This window comes from Achromobacter sp. NPDC008082 (assembly GCF_042957345.1).
GTDB lineage: Bacteria > Pseudomonadota > Gammaproteobacteria > Burkholderiales > Burkholderiaceae_B > Achromobacter > Achromobacter kerstersii_A.
The window spans coordinates 222,075-241,847 of record NZ_JBIBIB010000004.1; the positions used below are offsets into that span (position 1 = coordinate 222,075).

At 66.0% G+C, this 19,773-nt stretch carries 24 protein-coding genes; 1 reads left to right on the forward strand and 23 read right to left on the reverse strand.

Annotated elements, in window-relative coordinates:
• Positions 1 to 2: 2 nt before the first annotated feature.
• The 22 genes from ACFZAI_RS17260 to ACFZAI_RS17365 all read right to left on the reverse strand — a co-directional run bounded on the left by ACFZAI_RS17260 (position 3) and on the right by ACFZAI_RS17365 (position 18,065).
• Complete coding sequence (locus ACFZAI_RS17260; RefSeq protein ID WP_006224531.1) at positions 3 to 371, reverse strand: histidine triad nucleotide-binding protein; 369 nt, start codon at positions 369 to 371, stop codon at positions 3 to 5.
• A gap of 17 nt (positions 372 to 388) precedes the next feature.
• Positions 389 to 739, reverse strand: a complete 351-nt coding sequence (locus ACFZAI_RS17265) for a phosphoribosyl-ATP diphosphatase (RefSeq protein WP_391568061.1) — start codon at positions 737 to 739, stop codon at positions 389 to 391.
• Positions 736 to 1,140, reverse strand: a complete 405-nt coding sequence (hisI, locus tag ACFZAI_RS17270) for a phosphoribosyl-AMP cyclohydrolase (RefSeq protein ID WP_391568062.1) — start codon at positions 1,138 to 1,140, stop codon at positions 736 to 738. The genes ACFZAI_RS17265 and hisI overlap by 4 nt, the downstream gene beginning before the upstream one ends.
• A gap of 2 nt (positions 1,141 to 1,142) precedes the next feature.
• The gene (hisF, locus tag ACFZAI_RS17275) at positions 1,143 to 1,967 is read right to left on the reverse strand and encodes an imidazole glycerol phosphate synthase subunit HisF (protein WP_391568063.1); all 825 of its coding nucleotides are present in this window, start codon (positions 1,965 to 1,967) and stop codon (positions 1,143 to 1,145) included.
• Positions 1,964 to 2,704 (reverse strand): 1-(5-phosphoribosyl)-5-[(5-phosphoribosylamino)methylideneamino]imidazole-4-carboxamide isomerase, encoded by a 741-nt coding sequence (hisA, locus tag ACFZAI_RS17280; RefSeq protein WP_006224535.1) that lies wholly within the window; start codon positions 2,702 to 2,704, stop codon positions 1,964 to 1,966. Before hisA ends, hisF begins: the two co-directional genes overlap by 4 nt.
• A gap of 57 nt (positions 2,705 to 2,761) precedes the next feature.
• Positions 2,762 to 3,460: an imidazole glycerol phosphate synthase subunit HisH gene (hisH, locus tag ACFZAI_RS17285; protein ID WP_391568064.1), complete on the reverse strand. Its 699-nt coding sequence runs from the start codon at positions 3,458 to 3,460 to the stop codon at positions 2,762 to 2,764.
• A 48-nt stretch (positions 3,461 to 3,508) separates the two neighbouring features.
• Positions 3,509 to 4,096, reverse strand: coding sequence for an imidazoleglycerol-phosphate dehydratase HisB (hisB, locus tag ACFZAI_RS17290; protein ID WP_006216836.1), 588 nt, complete (start codon positions 4,094 to 4,096; stop codon positions 3,509 to 3,511).
• A 1-nt stretch (position 4,097) separates the two neighbouring features.
• Complete coding sequence (hisC, locus tag ACFZAI_RS17295) at positions 4,098 to 5,204, reverse strand: histidinol-phosphate transaminase (protein WP_391568065.1); 1,107 nt, start codon at positions 5,202 to 5,204, stop codon at positions 4,098 to 4,100.
• Complete coding sequence (gene hisD, locus ACFZAI_RS17300) at positions 5,201 to 6,505, reverse strand: histidinol dehydrogenase (protein WP_391568066.1); 1,305 nt, start codon at positions 6,503 to 6,505, stop codon at positions 5,201 to 5,203. Before hisD ends, hisC begins: the two co-directional genes overlap by 4 nt.
• Positions 6,506 to 6,559: 54 nt before the next feature.
• Positions 6,560 to 7,234 carry an ATP phosphoribosyltransferase gene (hisG, locus tag ACFZAI_RS17305; RefSeq protein ID WP_006224539.1) on the reverse strand — a complete coding sequence of 225 codons (675 nt, stop codon included), beginning with the start codon at positions 7,232 to 7,234 and terminating at the stop codon, positions 6,560 to 6,562.
• A 76-nt stretch (positions 7,235 to 7,310) separates the two neighbouring features.
• Positions 7,311 to 8,579, reverse strand: coding sequence for a UDP-N-acetylglucosamine 1-carboxyvinyltransferase (gene murA, locus ACFZAI_RS17310; protein WP_391568067.1), 1,269 nt, complete (start codon positions 8,577 to 8,579; stop codon positions 7,311 to 7,313).
• Positions 8,579 to 8,824, reverse strand: coding sequence for a BolA family protein (locus tag ACFZAI_RS17315; protein WP_006216842.1), 246 nt, complete (start codon positions 8,822 to 8,824; stop codon positions 8,579 to 8,581). Before ACFZAI_RS17315 ends, murA begins: the two co-directional genes overlap by 1 nt.
• Before the next feature lie 5 nt (positions 8,825 to 8,829).
• Positions 8,830 to 9,642 carry an ABC transporter permease gene (locus ACFZAI_RS17320; RefSeq protein WP_391568068.1) on the reverse strand — a complete coding sequence of 271 codons (813 nt, stop codon included), beginning with the start codon at positions 9,640 to 9,642 and terminating at the stop codon, positions 8,830 to 8,832.
• Positions 9,639 to 10,451, reverse strand: coding sequence for an ABC transporter ATP-binding protein (locus ACFZAI_RS17325; protein ID WP_391568069.1), 813 nt, complete (start codon positions 10,449 to 10,451; stop codon positions 9,639 to 9,641). Before ACFZAI_RS17325 ends, ACFZAI_RS17320 begins: the two co-directional genes overlap by 4 nt.
• 188 nt (positions 10,452 to 10,639) lie before the next feature.
• On the reverse strand, positions 10,640 to 11,269 hold the full coding sequence (locus ACFZAI_RS17330) for a phospholipid-binding protein MlaC (RefSeq protein ID WP_391568070.1): 630 nt from the start codon (positions 11,267 to 11,269) through the stop codon (positions 10,640 to 10,642).
• Between the two features lie 38 nt (positions 11,270 to 11,307).
• Positions 11,308 to 12,108: a VacJ family lipoprotein gene (locus ACFZAI_RS17335; RefSeq protein ID WP_391568071.1), complete on the reverse strand. Its 801-nt coding sequence runs from the start codon at positions 12,106 to 12,108 to the stop codon at positions 11,308 to 11,310.
• Between the two features lie 80 nt (positions 12,109 to 12,188).
• Positions 12,189 to 12,680 carry an outer membrane lipid asymmetry maintenance protein MlaD gene (gene mlaD, locus ACFZAI_RS17340; protein ID WP_391568072.1) on the reverse strand — a complete coding sequence of 164 codons (492 nt, stop codon included), beginning with the start codon at positions 12,678 to 12,680 and terminating at the stop codon, positions 12,189 to 12,191.
• A gap of 12 nt (positions 12,681 to 12,692) precedes the next feature.
• Positions 12,693 to 13,481 carry a lipid asymmetry maintenance ABC transporter permease subunit MlaE gene (mlaE, locus tag ACFZAI_RS17345; RefSeq protein ID WP_391568073.1) on the reverse strand — a complete coding sequence of 263 codons (789 nt, stop codon included), beginning with the start codon at positions 13,479 to 13,481 and terminating at the stop codon, positions 12,693 to 12,695.
• Positions 13,478 to 14,314, reverse strand: coding sequence for an ABC transporter ATP-binding protein (locus tag ACFZAI_RS17350; RefSeq protein WP_391568074.1), 837 nt, complete (start codon positions 14,312 to 14,314; stop codon positions 13,478 to 13,480). Before ACFZAI_RS17350 ends, mlaE begins: the two co-directional genes overlap by 4 nt.
• A 330-nt stretch (positions 14,315 to 14,644) precedes the next feature.
• Entirely contained in the window at positions 14,645 to 15,706 is a 1,062-nt protein-coding gene (locus ACFZAI_RS17355; protein WP_391568075.1) for an NAD(P)H-dependent flavin oxidoreductase, read from the reverse strand.
• Between the two features lie 17 nt (positions 15,707 to 15,723).
• Complete coding sequence (locus ACFZAI_RS17360) at positions 15,724 to 16,701, reverse strand: Bug family tripartite tricarboxylate transporter substrate binding protein (protein WP_391568077.1); 978 nt, start codon at positions 16,699 to 16,701, stop codon at positions 15,724 to 15,726.
• A gap of 23 nt (positions 16,702 to 16,724) precedes the next feature.
• A complete protein-coding gene (locus ACFZAI_RS17365; RefSeq protein WP_391568078.1) occupies positions 16,725 to 18,065 on the reverse strand; it encodes a YbfB/YjiJ family MFS transporter in 1,341 nt (446 codons plus the stop codon).
• Positions 18,066 to 18,129: 64 nt separating this feature from the next.
• Between ACFZAI_RS17365 and ACFZAI_RS17370 the strand changes: the two genes are divergently transcribed.
• The gene (locus ACFZAI_RS17370; RefSeq protein WP_391568079.1) at positions 18,130 to 18,999 is read left to right on the forward strand and encodes a LysR family transcriptional regulator; all 870 of its coding nucleotides are present in this window, start codon (positions 18,130 to 18,132) and stop codon (positions 18,997 to 18,999) included.
• A 61-nt stretch (positions 19,000 to 19,060) separates the two neighbouring features.
• Here the strand turns inward: ACFZAI_RS17370 and ACFZAI_RS17375 are convergent, their stop codons facing one another.
• Positions 19,061 to 19,699: an OmpW family protein gene (locus ACFZAI_RS17375; protein ID WP_391568080.1), complete on the reverse strand. Its 639-nt coding sequence runs from the start codon at positions 19,697 to 19,699 to the stop codon at positions 19,061 to 19,063.
• Positions 19,700 to 19,773: the final 74 nt, after the last annotated feature.

The following is a 19,773-nucleotide window of genomic DNA, read 5'->3' on the forward strand; positions in this document are numbered from 1 at the left end:
AATTACGCGGTGGGGGCCACGCGTCCTTTCCAGGGTCGCGAGCCGCCGATGATGTGGAAATGCAGATGCGGGACTTCCTGGCCGCCTTCGACGCCAGAGTTGATCATGATGCGAAATCCGCCATCAGGGCCCGGACGGCAACCGTTTTCGGCTGCTAGCCGCGGCGCCAACGACATCATTCTACCCAACCAACCTGCGTCCTCGCCCGTAATATCCTGCATGGATGTGACATGACGTCGAGGGATCAGCAGCAAATGTACCGGTGCTGCCGGATTGATATCGTGGAATGCAACAAAGTCCTCGTCCTCGTAGACCTTCTTGGACGGGATGTCGCCAGCGGCGATCTTGCAGAAAAGACAGTTGTCGCTCATTTTTCCGGGCTCCGTGGTCAGTCTTTGGGGCGGCTGGCCTTTTCCGCCAGGCCCGACAGGCCTTCGCGGCGGGCCAGTTCGGCCAGCACGTCTTCCGGCCGCAGGTTGAAGTGCGTCAGCGCAACCAGGCAGTGGAACCACAGGTCGGCGGTTTCGCTGACGATGCGCTCCGGCACGCCGTCTTTCGCGGCCATGACCAGTTCCGTGGCTTCTTCGCCGATCTTCTTCAGGAAGGAATCGGGGCCTTTGGCCAGCAGCTTGGCGGAATAAGAGGCCGTAGGGTCGCCGCCATTTTCCGGGCGGCGGGTTTCCAGCGTGTCGGCGATGCGCGCCAGGATGTCGGCGGCGCTAAGGGTTTGATCGGTCATTTGTAGATCATTTCCGGGTCTTTGAGCACCGGGTCCACCGTTACCCACGACGCCTGGTCGGTCTGGCCTTCAAGACGGCGGTAGAAGCAGCTGGCGCGGCCGGTGTGGCAGGCAATGCCGCCTTCCTGGTGGATTTTCAGCAGGATGACGTCGCCGTCACAGTCCAGGCGCAGTTCATGCACTTCCTGGACGTGGCCGGATTCCTCGCCCTTGCGCCACAAGCGTTTGCGCGACCGCGAGAAATACACGGCGCGACCAGTGGCGGCGGTTTCGGCGAGCGCTTCGCGGTTCATCCAGGCCACCATCATGATCTGGCCGTTTTCGGCGTCTTGGGCGATGGCGGGGATCAGGCCGTTGTCGTCGAAGACGACGTCGGCCATCCAGGCGGGTTCAGTGCTCATGTTCAGATATCCAGTCTTACGGCAATGCCTTGCTCGGCCATGAAGCGCTTGCATTCGCCAACGGTGTGTTGGCCGAAGTGGAAGATGCTGGCGGCCAGCACGGCGCTGGCGCGGCCGGTGGTGACGCCATCGGCCAGGTGCTGCAGATTGCCCACGCCGCCCGAGGCGATGACGGGCACGGGCACGGCGTCCGATACGGCGCGCGTCAGTTCCAGGTCGAAGCCCGACTTGGTGCCGTCGCGGTCCATGCTGGTCAGCAGGATTTCACCCGCGCCGTAGGCGGCCATGCGGCGCGCCCACGCCACGGCGTCCAGCCCGGTGGCCTTGCGGCCGCCGTGCGTGAAGACTTCCCAGCGCGCGGGTTCGCCCGCTGCCGACACGCGGCGCGCGTCGATGGCGACCACCACGCATTGCGAGCCGTGGTAATCGGAAGCGGCGCGAACCAGCTCCGGATTGGCCACGGCGGCGCTGTTGATGCTGATCTTGTCGGCGCCGGCATTCAGCAAACGCTGGATGTCCGACACCTGGCGCACGCCGCCACCCACCGTCAGCGGGATGAAGACCTGCGACGCCACCTGCTCGATGATGGGCAGGATCAGATCGCGGCCGTCGCTGGTCGCGGTGATGTCCAGGAACGTGAGCTCGTCTGCGCCCTGCTCGTTGTAGCGGCGGGCGATCTCGACGGGGTCGCCCGCGTCGAGCAGGTTGACGAAGTTCACGCCCTTGACGACGCGGCCGGCGGTCACGTCAAGGCAGGGAATGATGCGGCGGGTCAGCGCGCTTGGAACGGGCGCGCCGGCCCCGGGGGTGCTGCTGGAGGTGGTCATTTTGCCAATTCGTCGGCGCGAGCCTGGGCTGCCTGGAAGTCGAGCGTGCCTTCGTAGATGCTGCGGCCCAGAATGGCGCCTTCGACGCCCTCTTCTTCGACGGCGCACAGGGCTTCGATGTCCTGGATGCCGGCGATGCCGCCCGAGGCGTACACGGGGATGCGCACGTGTTGGGCCAGGCGCACCGTGGCTTCGACGTTGACGCCCGACAGCATGCCGTCACGGCCGATGTCGGTGTAGATGATGGCTTCGCAGCCGTAGTCTTCGAACTTCTTGGCCAGATCCAGCACGTCGTGGCGGGTCAGCTTGCTCCAGCCGTCGGTGGCGATCTTGCCGTCGCGGGCGTCCAGGCCAACGATGATCTGGCCGGGGAAAGCGCCGCAGGCGTCTTGCAGGAAGCCCGGGTTCTTGACCGCGGCGGTGCCGATGATCACGTAGGAAATGCCGGCGTCTAGGTAGCGTTCGATGGTGTCGAGGTCGCGAATGCCGCCGCCGATCTGAACGGGGATGTCGTCGCCGACAGCGTCCAGAATGGCCTTGATGGGCGCTTCGTTCTTCGGTTTGCCGGCAACGGCGCCGTTCAAGTCGACCAGATGCAGGCGGCGCGCGCCCTGGTCGAGCCAACGGGTGGCCATGGCGGCGGGGTCTTCGGAGAACACCGTTGCATCGTCCAGGTCACCCTGGCGCAGGCGCACGCAGCGCCCGTCTTTGAGATCGATGGCGGGGATCAGCAGCATGGTGGGCAGCAAAAAAGAAAGAGGGGTTGAATGGGCTGGAGCACGCGGGCGCGAGGCCTACGGCTGCCAGTCTACAAAATTGCGATACAGGCGCAAACCGTGTTCGGCGCTCTTTTCGGGGTGGAACTGCACCGCGAAAATGTTAGCTGCCGCCACTGCGCAGGTAAAGGCGATGCCGTAATCGGTTTCACCAACTGTCAGGCCGGAATCATCCGGATCGGCGTAATAACTATGGACGAAATAGAAATGCGTGTCGTCCGGAATGCCGTCCCAGATGGGATGAGAGCGCGTCTGGCGCACTTTGTTCCATCCCATGTGCGGGACTTTCAAGCGTTCGGGGCGGGTGTCGGCCAGGCCTGCGGCGCCGGTGTCGGCCAGGCAGGCTTCGTCGTCGGCGGGAATCAGGTCAGCAAAACGCGGGCCTGAAAATCGGCGCACGACGCCGGGGAACAGGCCCAGGCACGACGTGCCGCCTTCTTCAGACGAGTCGAACAGCATCTGCTCGCCTACGCACACGCCCAGCAGGGGCTTGTTGCGGGCGGCGCGGACGACGGCTTCGCGCAGGCCGGATTCATTCAGGGTGCGCATGCAGTCCGCCATGGCGCCCTGCCCGGGAAACACCACGCGGTCAGCGGCGTCGATGTCTTGGGGCTGGTTGCAGATGCGGATGTCCGCATCGGGGGCGGCGAACGTCAAGGCGCGTGCGACGGAGTGGAAATTGCCCATTCCATAGTCGACGATGGCGATAGTGGTCACTTCTTTCTGCCTGGTGCGAGGATTACGCGGACGGGCGTGAGCGCAAACTCACAGCACGCCTTTGGTCGAGGGCACGACATCGCCCATGCGCGGGTCGACTTCCATGGCCATGCGCAGCGCGCGGCCACAGGCCTTGAACACGGTTTCGGCCTGGTGGTGGGCGTTGAAACCGCGCAGGTTGTCGATGTGCAGCGTGATCAGCGCGTGGTTGACCAGGCCCTGGAAGAATTCACGCGTCAGGTCGACATCGAAATTGCCGATGTGGGCGCGGGTGAACGGGATGTGATATTCCAGGCCGGGGCGGCCCGAGAAGTCCACCACGACGCGCGACAGCGCTTCGTCCAGCGGCACGTAGGCGTGGCCGTAGCGGCGCAGGCCGGCCTTGGTGCCCACGGCCTTGGCGATGGCCATGCCCAGCGTGATGCCCACATCTTCCACCGTGTGATGCGCATCGATGTGCAGGTCGCCCTCGGCTTTGATGTCCAGGTCGATCAGGCCGTGGCGCGCGATCTGGTCCAGCATGTGGTCCAGGAAGGGCACGCCCGTGTCGATCGTCTGCTTGCCGGTGCCATCAATGTTGATGGCCACGCGGATGCGGGTTTCGTTGGTGTTGCGGGTGATTTCTGCGGTACGCATGTTAAGCACTCAAAATCTCTTGCAAGGCAGCCAGCAAGGCGGCGTTCTCGGCCGGGGCGCCCACCGAGATGCGCAGGCAGTTCGCCAGGAGCGGATGGGCGTTGGAGAAGTTACGAATCAATATTTTGCGCGCTTTCAGCGCAAGATGCACGGCGTTGCCGTCCAGCTTGCCGGAAAAGCGGGCGAGTACGAAGTTGCCGGCGGAAGGGAATACCCTGACGCCGGGCAAGGCGGCCAGCGCGGCGGCCAGCGGCGCGCGGTCGGCGCGCAGGCGCGCGGCCTGCTCGTCCAGCACATCCTTGTGGCGCAGCACGGTCATCAGCGTGGCTTGCGTCAGCACGTCCAGGTTGTAGGGCGGGCGCACCTTGTTCAGTTCGGCGATCCAGGCGGGGTGGCCCGCCAGATAGCCGAACCGCAAGCCCGCCAGGCCAATCTTGGACACCGTGCGCATGACGACGACGTTGGACGCGTCCAGCACGTCGGGCATCCAGCTGCGGTCGGCAAACGGCTGATAGGCCTCGTCCAGCACCACCAGACCGGGCGCGGCGTTGAGGATCGCCTGCACATCGGCGTCGGACCAGAGCCCGCCGGTGGGGTTATTGGGCACCGCCAGGAACACCACCTTGGGCTGGTGTTCGCGGATGGCGGCCAGCATGGCGGGCAGATCCAGCGTCAGGTCGGCGGTCAGCGGCACGCCCACGAAACGGGCGTGATCGAAGCGCGCCGCCATATCGAAATAGACGAACGACGGCCACGGCGACATCACCACGTCGCCGGGTTCGCAGCACGCCTGCACGATGATGTGGATGAGCTCGTCCGAGCCGTTGCCAAACAGCACGTCGGCGGCATCCGGCACGCCAAAGCCGGCCTTCACGGCCTGTTGCAAGGCGGTGAGGTCGGCGGCGGGATAGCGGTTCAGCGGCGTGTCGCGCACGGTGCGCGCGATGTCCTCGCGCACCGCTTCCGGCAGCTCGTAGGGGCATTCCATCGCGTCCAGCTTGATACAGCCTTCGGCGTGGGCGACGGGGTACGCGGCCAGTTCGCGGATGTCTGCGCGGACCGTGCCCTGAATGCGGCCAGCGACGTCTGCCGCCGGGGCCGCGCTCATGGCTTGTCGATCCGGTATTGGGCGCTGGCGGCGTGGGCTTGCAGGCCCTCGCCCAGCGCCAGTTCGGCGGCGATGCGGCCCAGCGTTTGCGCGCCTTGGTGCGACACCTGGATCAGGCTCGAACGCTTCTGGAAGTCGTACACGCCCAGCGGCGACGAAAAGCGGGCCGTGCGCGACGTGGGCAGCACGTGGTTGGGACCCGCGCAGTAATCGCCCAGCGATTCCGAGCTGAAGCGGCCCATGAAAATCGCGCCGGCGTGGCGGATCTTGGCCGTCCAGATTTCGGGTTGTTCGGTGGAAATTTCCAAGTGCTCGGGCGCGATGTCGTTGGCGATCTCGCAGGCTTCTTCCAGGCTTTGGACCTGGATCAGCGCGCCGCGGTTGGCCAGGCTGACGCGCAGGATGTCGGCGCGCGGCATCGTGGGCAACAGGCGGGCGATGGCGGCTTCGACTTCTTCAATGAAAGCGGCGTCCGGGCACAGCAGGATGGATTGCGCCAGTTCGTCGTGCTCGGCTTGCGAGAACAAGTCCATGGCGATCCAGTCGGCCGGCGTCTTGCCGTCGCAGATGACCAGGATTTCGCTGGGGCCGGCGATCATGTCGATGCCCACCACGCCGAACACGCGGCGCTTGGCGGCGGCGACGTAGGCGTTGCCCGGGCCGACGATCTTGTCCACGGCGGGAACCGTGTCCGTGCCATAGGCCAGCGCGCCCACGGCTTGCGCACCGCCGATGGCGAACACGCGGTCCACGCCGCCGATGGCGGCCGCGGCCAGCACGATGGGGTTGCGCACGCCGTCGGGCGTGGGCGTGACCATGATCAATTCAGGCACGCCCGCGACCTTGGCCGGAATGGCGTTCATCAGCACGGACGACGGGTACGCGGCCTTGCCGCCCGGCACGTACAGGCCCACGCGGTCAAGCGGCGTGACCTGCTGGCCCAGCAAGGTGCCTTCGGCGTCGGTGTACGTCCAGGTCTCGGCGCGCTGGCGTTCGTGGTAGCTGCGCACGCGGTCGGCGGCGGCTTCCAGCGCGTTGCGCGTGGCGGCGGGCAGCGCGGCCAGCGCGGCATGCCAGTCGGCCTTGGGAATTTCCAGCGTGTCGGCCGATGCGGCGGGCATGCGGTCAAAGCGCTGCGTGTATTCCACCAGCGCGGCGTCGCCGCGGGTGCGCACGTCGGCCAGAATGCCGGCGGCGGCGCGGTCGATGGACTCGTCCTCGGTGGCTTCGAAAGCCAGCAGCTTGGACAGGGCGGATTTGAATCCGGGATCGCGGGAGTCGAGACGATTGATCAGGGCCATGGCGTCATGGAGCAAAGCGGAAAGCGGCCGCCGCGGCATCGCGGCGGGCGGGGGTCAGGCGTTGCGGGAGGCGGCTCTTTCGAAGGCGTCCAGCAAGGGTTGCAGGCGGGCGCCGCGGGTCTTCAGGGCGGCCTGGTTGACGATCAGGCGCGATGAGATCGGCATGACGTCTTCCACCGCGACCAGGTCGTTGGCGCGCAGCGTGCCGCCGGTGGACACCAAGTCCACGATGCAGTCGGCCAGGCCCACAAGCGGCGCCAGTTCCATCGAACCATACAGCTTGATGATGTCCACGTACACACCCTTGGCCGCGAAGTGTTCACGGGCTGAGTGCACGTACTTGGTGGCGACGCGCAGGCGCGCGCCCTGGTGCACGGCGCCTTCGTAGTCGAAGCCGTTACGCACGGCCACGGCCAGGCGGCACTTGGCGATGTTCAGGTCGATGGGCTGGTACAGGCCGCCGGGCTGTTCCTTGGCGTGCTCGATCAGCACGTCTTTACCCGCGATGCCGAGGTCGGCCGCGCCGTACTGCACGTAGGTCGGCACGTCGGAGGCGCGCACGATGATCAGGCGCAGGCCAGGGTCGCTGGTCGGCAGGATCAGTTTGCGCGAGCTTTCCGGGCTCTCGGTCACTTCGATGCCGGCTTCAGCCAGCAACGGCATGGTTTCTTCAAAAATCCGGCCCTTGGACAGTGCCAGGGTCAGGGGTTTCGTCGTGGCATTGTTCATTGCCGAGCCGCCTCAAAATAAACGGACCCACTCGGGGGGCAGCAAGCCGAAGGCGCAGCGTGGGGGCGATTACATTTCATGCCTGTTCCTTGCCGGTAACGCGTTGGATGTTCGCGCCCAGGGCGCGCAGTTTGACTTCCATCTGGTCGTAACCCCGATCCAGATGGTAGATGCGGTCGACCAGCGTATCGCCGTCGGCCGCCAGGCCGGCGATGACGAGGCTGGCGGACGCGCGCAGATCGGTGGCCATGACGGTGGCGCCTGACAGGCGCTTCACGCCGCGCACGATGGCGGTGTGGCCGTCGATGTCGATATCGGCGCCCATGCGGCGCAGTTCCTGCACGTGCATGTAGCGGTTTTCGAAGATGGTCTCAACAATCACCGACGTGCCATCGGCCACCGCGTTCAGCGCCATGACCTGGGCTTGCATGTCGGTGGCGAAACCCGGGTATTCATGCGTGCGCAAACCCACGGCCTTGGGGCGCGTGGACATGGCGCCGCGTATCCAGTCGGGGCCGGTTTCGATGCTGAGGCCGGCTTCAACCAGCTTGTCCAGCGTGGCGCCCAGGATGACGGGGTCGGTGTTTTTCAGCAGGATGTCGCCGCCCGCCGCGCCCACCGCGCACAGGAACGTGCCGGCTTCGATGCGGTCGGAAATGACGCGGTGTTCCGCGCCGTGCAGGCGTTCAACGCCGTCGATCACGATGCGGTCGGTGCCGTGGCCATGGATGCGCGCGCCCATCTTGATGAGCAGTTCGGCCAGGTCCACGACTTCGGGTTCGCGCGCGGCGTTTTCCAGCACGGTCTGGCCGTCGGCCAGCACGGCGGCCATCAGCAGATTTTCCGTGCCGGTGACGGTAACCATGTCGGTGCGGATGGAGGCGCCCTTCAGGCGCTTGGCGCGCGCCACGACGAAGCCGTGTTCGATGCTGATCTCGGCGCCCAGCGCGGCCAGGCCCTTGATGTGCTGGTCGACGGGGCGCTGCCCGATGGTGCAGCCGCCCGGCAGGCTGACGCGCGCTTCGCCGAAGCGGGCCAGGAGCGGGCCCAGCACCAGGATCGATGCGCGCATCGTCTTGACGAGGTCGTACGGCGCTTCCAGATTGTCGACGCGGTCGGCCTGCAACATGACGACGCCATCCGAGCCGCGTTCGGCGCGTACGCCCATGCGGCCCAACAGGCGCAGCATGGTGGCCGTGTCGTTCAGATGCGGCACGTTGGCCAGCGTCAGCACATCGGCGGTCAGCAAGCCGGCGCACAGGATCGGCAAGGCCGAATTCTTGGCGCCGGAAATCGAGATCTCGCCGTGCAGCTGCGCGCCGCCGGTGATGCGGAGTTTATCCATCACTTGCCTGCTTGCTGGTATTCGTCCGGCGTTAGCGTGCGCATCGACAAGGCATGGATTTCGGCCTTCATGCGGTCGCCCAAGGCGGCGTACACCAGCTGATGGCGCTGGATCAGGCGCTTGCCCTCGAAGGCGGCGCTGACGATGACGGCATCGAAGTGCGAACCGTCGCCCTGCACGTCAAGATGTTCACAGGACAGGCCGTCCGCGATGTATTGGCGGACTTGCGCGGGAGTGGGGAGCATGGACGTCAATTCCTGAGTTTGTAGCCGCTGGCCAGAAGCCGCAGCGCATAAAGCGATAGCGCCAGGAACACCCCCGTCACGACTGCCAGGCTGCGCCAGGGCGAGACGTCCGACACCGAGAAGAATCCGTAGCGGAAGCCGTCGATGGCGTAGAAGATGGGGTTCCAGTGGGACACGCTTTGCCAGAAAGGCGGCAAGGTGTGAATGGAATAGAACACGCCGGACAGGAAGGTCGCGGGCATGATCAGGAAATTCTGGAAGGCGGCCAGCTGGTCGAATTTTTCGGACCACAGGCCCGCAACCACGCCCAGCACGGCCATGATGCCGCAGGACAGCACCGCGAAGACCAGCAGCCACAGCGGGTTTGCAGGCACCAGCGACACAAAGCACAGCGCCACGAACCACACGAACACGCCGACGGTCAGGCCGCGCACAACGGCCGCCAGCACGAAGGCGCCGAAGATGTCGCGATGCGACAGCGGCGGCAGCAGCATGAAGACAAGATTGCCCGTGATGCGGCTTTGGATCAGTGATGAAGACGGGTTGGCGAACGCGTTCTGCAGCATGCTCATCATCATGAGGCCGGGGATCAGGAACGCGGTGTACGGCACGGTGCCATAAACCATCAAGCGCCCTTCCAGCACATGCGCAAAGACCAGCAGGTACAGCAGCGCCGTGATGACGGGCGCGGCAATGGTCTGAAAACCGACCTTCCAGAAGCGCAGCAATTCCTTGCGCAGCAGGGTCGGAAAGCCGGAGCCCGCGTCCAGGCGGGGCTGCACCAGCGGTTGGCTGGCGGTCGCAATGGGCGGGGTCATGACGAAATCTCTTCAGGTTGCAGGGCGGGTTCGGCGGGCTCGTCGCCTTGGTGCATGATGCGCACGAACGCGTCTTCGAGGTCGACGCCGCCTACGCGGGCCATCAGCGCCTGCGTGGTGTCCAGCGCCACGACGCGGCCGCGCTTGAGCATGGCGATGCGGCCGCACAGGGCTTCCGCTTCTTCCAGGTAGTGCGTGGTCAGCATGATGGTGTGGCCGGCCTTGTTCAGGCGCGAAATGAATTCCCACAGCGTGCGGCGCAGGTCGACGTCCACGCCCGCGGTGGGCTCGTCCAGCACGATGACCGGCGGGCGGTGCACCAGCGCCTGCGCCACCAGCACGCGGCGCTTCATGCCGCCAGACAGCGCGCGCATGTTGTTGTTGGCCTTGTCGGACAGGCCCAGGTTGAACAGGATCTCGTCGATCCAGTCATCGTTGTTGCGCAGGCCGAAGTAGCCGGACTGGATGCGCAGCGTTTCGCGCACGGTGAAGAACGGGTCGTAAACCAGCTCTTGCGGCACGACGCCCAGCGCGCGCCGCGCCGACTTGTAGTCGGACACGACGTCGTATCCACAGACGCTGGCACGGCCGGATGTGGCGTGGGCCAGGCCGGCAAGAATCGAGATCAGTGTGGTTTTGCCCGCGCCATTGGGCCCGAGCAGGCCGAAGAACTCGCCGTGCTCGATGTTCAGGCTGACATTGTCCAGCGCCTGGAAGCCGGGGGCGGGCGTGCGCCCGAGCAGCTTTTGCCAGCCGCGGGTGCGCGGCGAGTAGATCTTGGAGACGTTTTCGAGACTGACGGCTGACATGGCGGCGGAGGGGGTGCCCGGACAAGCGCCCGGAAAAGAGCGAATTGATCATTATATAAGCGCGCCGTGACGGCAAGCGCCTATGGCCCCGGGAGCCGTGTGGGAGTCGGGTGTTATCCGTCCCTGAAATAATCAGCCCGGCGGGCCTTGAGGGGCGCGCCGGGCCGGGGGCAGCCGGAACCGCGGAATTACTGATTACGCTGGTTCAGCGCCTTGATCAGGCCGTCGATGCCGTTCTGGTTGATCTGCTGCGCGAACTGGTTGCGGTAGTTCTCGATCAGCCAGATGCCTTCGACGTTCATGTCGTAGATCTTCCAGCCTTGCGGCGTTTTTTCCAGGCGGTAGTCCACGCCCGTCGGCTGGCCGTTGCCCTGGCTGATCAGCGTGCGCACGACGACGTCGTCGGCCTTGGGGTCGCCACGGAACGGCAGGGCCTTGACCGTGGTGCTGGACGTGACGCGGGTCAGCGCGCCGCTATAGGTACGCACCAGCGTGCCGCGAAACGCGTCGGCCAGCGCCGTCTTTTGCGGATCGGACGCCTGGCGCCAGTAGCGACCAGCGGCCAGGCGCGTCGTCTTCTGGAAGTTGACGTACGGCAGGATGTGCTGGTTGACGACTTCGTTGATGCGCGCGGTGTTGCCGGCTTTGACGGCGCCGTCGGCTTTCAGCACATCCAGCGCTTCGTTGGCGGTGGCGACGACGAATTGGTCAGGCGGGCCGTTAGGGTCGGGTTTGGCCTGTGCGGCGCTGGCGGCGGCAAGGCCGACGAGGCCTGCGAAAGTCAGGCGCTGCAACAGGGAAACAAAAGCAAATCGCATTAAAACTCCTTACTGTACCGATGAACGCAAGCCACAGCTTACTTGGTGGCGGGCGCAGGCACGGGGGCGGCCTTGCCGGCGGCAGGGGCATCGCCCTCGTCGTCTTCGTAGTTGGGCAGCGCGTCTTCGTCGTTCACGCGGTGGCCCAGAACCATGGCGTTACGGCGTTGCAGATACGCGTCGCGGATGAAGCTGTAGGGGTCGAGCGCCACGCGGTCGATGGTGTCGGTGGCGTTCAGCAGGCTGGCGCGGGTGTCGACCAGACGCAGGCCCCACAACGAGTTGCGCAGGCGCACGTTGTCGATGGCGTCGATGCCCATGTAGCCGTAGGTGGTGCCGGCGAAGTCGCCGACCAGGCCCGCGCCGTCACGCACCGTGGACGCGCCGAAGAACGGCAGCACCAGGTACGGGCCTTGGCTGAAGCCCCACACGCCCAGGGTCGTGCCGAAATCGTTCGGGATCTTGCGCGCGCCGTTGGCCGAAGCGACGTCAAAGCAGCCGCCCACGCCCATGGTGGTGTTGAACAGGAAGCGGCCCAGCGTGTTCACGAAGTCGTGGCCGCGGCCTTGCAGGAAGCTGTTCGTGCCCGACCAGAGGTCGGTCATGTTGCTGAAGATGTTGTGCACGCAGCTGCGCACGGGCTGCGGCGTGACGAAGGTGTAGGCCTGAGCCACCGGCTTGAACACTGCACGGTCGACCGTGTCGTTGAACTTGTAGACGCCCCGGTTGAAGCCTTCCCACGGGTCGCGCGGATCGGGGTTCTGCGGCGCGGCGCAACCGGCCATCAGGGCACCCGCCGCCGCGATGGTGGCAATTCGGGAAAGTGCGTTCTTGTTCATGATCAGGACATCCCTATCAACGATTCTTATGATATTGCGAAGGCGAAGCGAGGCCTGTTACGGCGTCTTTCGCATCGTCTTTAATTTGGTGCTTTGGCGGGCTCGGACGACGCCCCTTGCTTCTCGGCGGAGCCATACAGGAACTGGCTGATCAGCTGTTCCAGCACAACCGCGCTCTGTGTATAGCGGATTTTTCCGCCGTCGGTAAAGTTCTCTTCTTCGCTGCCCGCCGTCAGGCCCAGGTACTGCTCGCCCAGCAGACCCGACGTGAGGATCGACGCCGACGTGTCCTTGGGGAATTGATAGGCTTTATCCAGATTCACCGAGACGACGGCCTGGAAGGTCTTGTCGTCGAACGTGATGCTGGACACGCGGCCCACCACGACGCCGGCGCTTTTCACCGCGGCGCGCGGCTTGAGGCCGCCTACATTATCGAAGTTGGCCGATAAGGTATAGGTCGGGGCGAAGGAAAAGGTGCTGAGGTTGCCAGCCCGCAACGCCAGGAACACCAGCGCGACCGCGCCCAGCAGTACAAACAGGCCTACCCAGAAGTCGGTTTTTTCGCGTGACATGATCGATCCGTTTCAATTTCCAAACATCAAGGCGGTGAGCAGGAAGTCCAGCCCAAGTACCGCCAGGGAACCCACCACCACGGTGCGCGTGGTGGCGCGCGCCACGCCTTCGGGCGTGGGCTTGGCTTGCCAGCCTTCGTAAAGCGCGACCAGCGTGACGGTGATGCCGAACACCACGCTCTTGATGACGCCGTTGGCCACGTCGTTCCAGACATCCACGCCGCTTTGCATCTGCGACCAGAAGGCGCCCGCGTCCACGCCGATCATCACGACGCCGACGACCCAGCCGCCCAGAATGCCCACCATCGAGAACACGGCCGCCAGAATGGGCATGGCGATGATGCCGCCCCACAGGCGCGGCACCAGCACGCGGCGGATGGGGTCGACGGCCATGACTTCCATGGCCGACAGCTGTTCGCCCGCTTTCATCAACCCGATTTCGGCGGTGAGCGACGTGCCGGCGCGGCCCGCAAACAGCAGCGCCGTCACGACAGGGCCCAGCTCGCGCACCAAGGACAGCGCAACCAGCAGGCCCAGCGCTTCTTCGGAGCCGTAGCGGTTCAGCGTGTAATAGCCTTGCAGCCCCAGCACGAAGCCCACGAACATGCCGGACACGGCAATGATGAGCAGCGAGTAGTTGCCGATGAAGTGAACTTGTTGCGACACCAGGCGCGGCCGCGAGAACACGATGCCGCTGCGCGCCAGCATGCCGCCAAAGAAGCGGGTGAAGTAGCCGATGCCGCCGATTTGCTTGCGCACCCAGCCGCCCAGTGCGCCGATGGCGTTGTTGGAACCGCTCATGCTTTGCGCCCTTTCTGTACGGACAGCCACTTTTGAAACGCGGGCGTTTCGGGGTATTGGAACGCGACCGGGCCGTCGGGTTCACCTTTCAGGAATTGCTGGACGTACGGGTCTTGCGACGCCGACAGCGTTTCCGGCGTGCCCGAGGCGGCCAGCTTGCCTTGCCCCACCAGATACACCTGGTCGGCAATAGCGAAGGATTCCTGCACATCGTGGGTGATCAGCACCGACGCGCAGCCCAGGCGATCGGCCAGGTTGCGGATCAGATTGGCGGTGATGCCCAGGGAAATCGGGTCCAGCCCGGCGAACGGCTCGTCGTACAGAATGAGTTCGGGTTCCAGCACGACGGCGCGGGCCAGCGCCACGCGGCGGGCCATGCCGCCGGAAATTTCAGACACTTTCAGGTGCGCGGCGGCGCGCAGGCCAACCGCGTCAAGTTTGTCCAGCACGCGGTCGGTGACGTCGGCTTCGGACAGCTTGGTGTGCTCACGCAGCGGAAACGCCACGTTTTCAAAGACATTCAGGTCGGTGAACAGCGCGCCCTGCTGGAATAGCACGCCCATGCGCTTGCGCAGGGATTGCAGTTCGTCGGGCGTGGCGCGGGCGATGTCCTGGCCAAACGCAATTACCTGCCCCTGCTGGGCGACGAGCTGGCCGGTGGCCGCGCGCAACAGCGTGGTCTTGCCCGAGCCAGAGCCGCCCATGATGGCGACCACCTGGCCCGCGCGCACGTCCATGGATATGTCGCGCAACACGGTGAAATCACCGTAGCCGAGCGCCACACCGTCCAGGCGCAGGGCAAATTCCGGGGTGCTGCTTGATTGAGCGGGCATGGGCAACGAAAGGGTGTTTCGGTGGCGGAGCTTGCCCTGTTGCCTTGCAGGCTCGCGAAACGGATAACCGAAGCGGCGGGGCAAGACAGGCGGCAGCGGGAAGCGCCCGGTTACTCAGGTGCCGGGGCCAAGGCGGACTCGGGCTCCCAGCGGCGAGGCGCCATTGTAGCCCGACGCTTTGTAATCACAACGCGATAGGCCGCCGGTGGAACAGTGTTTTCGGCATCAGGGACAATCCGGCCCGCTGTGGATTCACCCTGATCCGCCCTGATCCCGCCCTGATCAGCGCCGCGGGCGCCACAGGGCGCCGGCTGCGGCCGGTTCGAGCCCCTAGCGGCGCGTTTGCGCGGCCAGGGTTTCCCGGGCCAGACGCTGGATCAAGCCGGCCGTGGATTCGCGCCGGGCGAGCGGCGCGCCCTGGCCCGCCCACAGGGACAGCACGTTGATGTCGCCCGCCTTGCCGCCCGCCGTGCGCATGGGGCGCGTCAGGGCGTTCTGTAGCGGATACGGCAGGATATCGCCGCCGATGGCGTCGGCGTCGCGCATGAAGGCGTTGCCTATCCCCCGGGCCGGGCGGCCGGAAAACGCCCGGGTCAGGCGGGATTGCTCGGACCGGGACGCCGGCAGCACTGCCTTGTAAGCGTCGATGATGCCGGATTCGTCTGTCGTCAGAAAGGCCGTCCCCATTTGCGCGGCCTGGGCGCCCAGGGCCAGCGCGGCGGCGATGCCGCGGCCGTCCATGATGCCTCCGGAGGCAATCACCGGTATCGACACGGCGTCCGCCACTTGCGGCGCCAGCGCCATGGTGCCGATCAGCGATTGTTCGAATTCATCCAGGAAGGTCCCGCGGTGCCCGCCGGCTTCCGCGCCCTGGGCCACGACGGCGTCCACGCCGTCCTGTTCCAGCGCCACCGCTTCGCGCACGGTCGTGGCGGTGCCAATGGTCAAGATGCCCAGCTCCTTGCAACGCGCCAGCACGTCCGGGGCGATGCGGCCAAAGGTGAAGCTGAACACCGCCGGGCGCAGCCGCAGGATGGCGTCGATCTGGCCGGGCAGCGGGTCGGCCTGCGGGCCGGGCATGGCCGGGGCAGGCAGCCCCAGCTGTTCGTGGTAGCGGGCCACCAGCGCCAGCATCCGGCTGGCGTCGCCCTGCACCGGCACGTCTGGTACGGAAGCGAACAGGTTGATGGCGAATGGCCGCGCGGTGCGGGCGCGGATGCCGTCCACGGCGGCTTCGATCTGCTCGGCGGTCAGGTAGGCCGCCCCAAGCGACCCCAAGGCCCCCGCTTTCGATGCTTCGGACACCAGCTCCACCGTCGTGGCGCCGCCCGCCATGGGCGCCTGGATGATGGGGTGGTCCAGCTTCAGAAGATCAAGCAATCGGGTGGCCATGGGAAGACTCCTGGTGGTTATTGAAGCTGGATGTTTCCAGCCTTGATGACGTGGGCCCACTTATCGGTTTCGCTCTTGATGAAAGCCGCGAACTCCTCGGGCGTGCCGCCGCCAGCCTGGCTGCCGGTGTCGGCAATGGCTTTCTGCACATCCGGCTCTTTCAGAATCCGGTTGAACTCGCTGTTCAGGCGGGCAATGATCGGCGCGGGCGTACCGGCCGGGGCGACGATGCCCTGCCAGTTGTAAGACTCAAAGCCGGGCAAGCCGGATTCGGCCATCGTCGGCACGTCGGGCAACACCGCCAGGCGTTTGGCGGACGTGACGGCAATGGGGTGGATCTTGGCGCCCTGGATGGCCGGCAAGGCCGAATAGCCCATTTCGAACATCATTGAGATGTGGCCGCCCATCAGGTCGGTTGCGGCCAGGCTGCCGCCCTTGTACGGCACGTGGACGATGTCGATCTTGGCCTGCTCGCGGAACATTTCGCCCGACAGGTGATGCGCGCCGCCCACGCCCGACGAGCCAAACGACAGCTTGCTCGGTTCCTTCTTGGCCAGCGCGATCAGGTCAGCCAGTGTCTTGACCGGCAGCTCGTTGTTCACGCTCAGCACCAGCGGGCTGTTCTCGATCAGGATGACCGGGGCCAGATCCTTTTGGGGGTTGTACGGCATTTCCTTCATCAGCGACGGGTTCACCGCCATGGGGGCCAGGTTGCCCGTGCCGATGGTGTAGCCGTCGGGCGCCGCCTTCGCGATCAGGTTGGTGCCAACCACGCCGCCCGCGCCCGCCTTGTTCTCGACCACGATGGGCTGGCCCAGCGATTCGCCCAGCTTGCGCGCCAGCAGCCGCACGCGTGTGTCGGCAAAGCCGCCCGGCGCGTAGGGCACGATCATCGTGATGGGTTTGGCGGGCCAGTCGGCGGTTTGGGCTTGCGCGGCGCCGCTGAAGGCGGCAACGGCCGCCAACGCGGCGATCAGGGGGCGCAGTGATTTCATGCTGGGTGACTCCTCTTTCTTCTCTAATGTGTACGGCCCTGGGGGCCGATCGCATTATGCCCAGCACCGCTGCCCGCTGTCGTGACTTTTCCCAAGCCCCAGGCCGATAGCGCCAGCAGCGCCGCGCCCGCGCCCAGCACCTGCGGCAGCCCCGCGCCCCAGCGCGCGGCCCACGACGCCAACAATGGGCCCAGAATCTGGCCGGCGGCAAAGGCGGCTGTCATGACGGCCGCGGCGCGCGCAGCGGCGGGGCCAGCCGTGCGCCGCGCGGTCAGAATGCCGGCCTGGGTGATCACCATGAAGGTGCCTCCCACCAGCAGCGCGGCCACGATGATGGCGGCGATGTGGTGCCACAGCGCGACGGTCAGCATGCCCAGCGCCATCAGCGCCTGGGCCGCCTGCCAGACACGCTTTTCGTCGCGCGCCCGCGCCAGCCGGGGAACCAGTAGGCAGGACACCGCCGCCGCCAAGCCGAACAGCGGCCACGCCCAGCCAAAGATGGCGGGGTCCGGGAAAATTTCCTTGGCCATCGCCGGCAGGAAGGTAGCCGGGATGATGTAGCCGACACCGAACACGCCATAGTGCAGGGCCAGTTGGCCGATGGCGGGCGGCAGGCGGGTGGCGCCAGGCGTGGGGGCAGGCGCGGCGGCAAGCGTGGGGGCAGGCGCGGCGGCAAGCGTGGGGGCAGGCGTGGCGGCAGACGCAGGCTGGATGGCCCCGTCGGGAGCGCTTGGCGGGCAAGCTGCTGACCGCACGGGCGCAACCGGCTGGCGCATCCCTGGCCACGCCATCAGGGACAGAGCCAGCGTCAACCCGCCCAGCGTCAGCCACATGCCGTCGGCGCGCACCTGCCCCGCCATCAACGCCAGACAAACCAGGCCGGTCAGCGCGATGCCCGCGCCCACGCCGGCGTAAGTCACTGCCGACGCGCCGGCTTCGCGCGGGTCTCCCGCCGGCACGGGCCGCCATGCCGCGACGCAGATGAAAGCGCTGGCGCTGGCGTAGCCCGCGGCCAGACGCAGCGCACACCAGACGGCCACGTTGTGAAACAACGGCATCGCCAGCGTCAACAAGGCCACCGCCAGCAGGCTGACCGCCAATTGGCCGCGCAACCGGCGCACCGGCCAGGCCACGGCCGCCAGCGCGCCCAGCAGATACCCGGCGTAGTTGGCCGACGCGATCCAGCCGCCCTGCGCCAACGACAAGCCGCCTTCCTGCGCCATCAGCGGCCACACCGGCGTGAAGGCGAATCGGCCGATGCCCATTGCGGCGGCAAGCGCCAGCGCGGCGGGCCATGCCAGACGGGCGGGGCCGCGCAGGTCAGCAACGGAGTCGGAAACAGAAGGGTAAGCAGGCGTTGACATACGCCCACTCTACGGCTGTACTTATATCTTGAATAATGAATTATTCAGAACATAGGTTCTTGAAATGAGAAACTTGGATCTCGACGCGTTGCAGATTTTCAAGGCGGTGGCCGATCAGGGCGGCGTGGCGCGCGCCGCCCTGCACCTGAACCGGGTGCAGTCCAACGTGTCGACGCGTTTGAAACAGCTGGAGGCCTCGCTGAACGCCCCGCTCTTTCGGCGTCAGAACCGTCGGTTGGTGCTGTCGGACCAGGGCCGCGTGCTGCTGTCCTACGCCGACCGCCTCTTGCGTTTGTCAGACGAAGCGCAGGCCGCCGTGCGGGATGGCGCGCCCCAGGGCGTGCTGCGCATCGGCACCATGGAAAGCACGGCGGCCGCGCGCCTGCCGCCCATTCTGGCGGCCTATCACGCGGCCTGGCCGCAAGTGGGCATAGAACTGGTCACGGGCACATCGGGCGCGCTGGCGGCCAAGGTGCGCAACTTTGAGATCGAGGCGGCGTTCGTGGCCCAGCCCTTTCCAGCCGAAGGGCTGGCCACCCTGGACGCCTTCCAGGAAGACCTGACGTTGATTTCCCCCTTGGCCTGGGGCGCCATTGCCAGCCCGCGCGATCTGGGCGAGCGCAGCGTCATTGCGTTTGCCGCAGGCTGTTCCTATCGGCGGATTCTGGAATCGTGGCTGAACCACGAAGGCGTGGCGCCGGGCAGGGTGATGGAGTTTGCGTCGTATCACGCCATCGTGGCGTGTGTGGCGGCGGGTTCAGGCGTGGCCATCGTGCCGCGTTCGGTGCTGGCCGTGTTGGGGGCGGAGCATTCCGTTTGCGTCACCGCACTGACCGGCACGTATGCCACCGCACTGACCCAGCTGGTCTGGCGCGCGGATGACGACTCGCCCGCCCTGCAAGCCTTGCGCCAGCAGTTGCAGGCGCGGCGTTGACGCCATGCAGTGGCAAGCGGCATCAACGCGCAACCGTAATCGATAGAAGCGATAGCCGACGTTAGAAGCGATAGCCGACGCCCAGCGTCGCCACCCACGGGTCGATGCGCGCGGTGCCGATGTGCTCGCCGTTCAGCTTCACCTTCGACTTGATGTCGATGTAGCGGATGTCGGCGTTCATGAACCAGCGTTCATTGATCTTGAAGTCCGCGCCGAGTTGCGCGGCTACGCCCCACGAGTCGCCCATCTTCAGGTCGGAACCCTTCAGCGCGCCTTCGGCCTTGGTGTCGAAGAAGTGCGTGTAGTTGATGCCGACGCCGATGTACGGCTGGATCATGCTGTCGGGCAGGATGTGCCATTGCAGGCTGAGCGTGGGCGGCAATTGCTTGCTGGAGCCGATCTTGCCCAGGCCGCTGCCGCTGACGTCGTGCTGGAACGGCCATGCGCCCAGCAGTTCGATACCGATGTTGCGCGTCACCATGTAGCCCAGCGTGAAGCTCGGGCGCACGTTGTTGTTGGCATCCAGCTTGACGCTGCCGTCGAGCACGGTGCCGTTGTTGGAGGCGGGGCGAACCTGCGTCGCGCCGACTCGGAACAACACGTCGCCGGCCTCATGGGCATGCGCGGGAGCGGCGAGTGCGCCAGCTGCGATCAGGCCGGCGATGGCGGTGGCGCGGATACGCCCATTCAGCGAAAACATTTTTCTTCTCCGATCTTTCCATGAGGGTGAGACGACAGGTTCTCAGAGCGGGCGCTGGGCCCGATTGATATGTG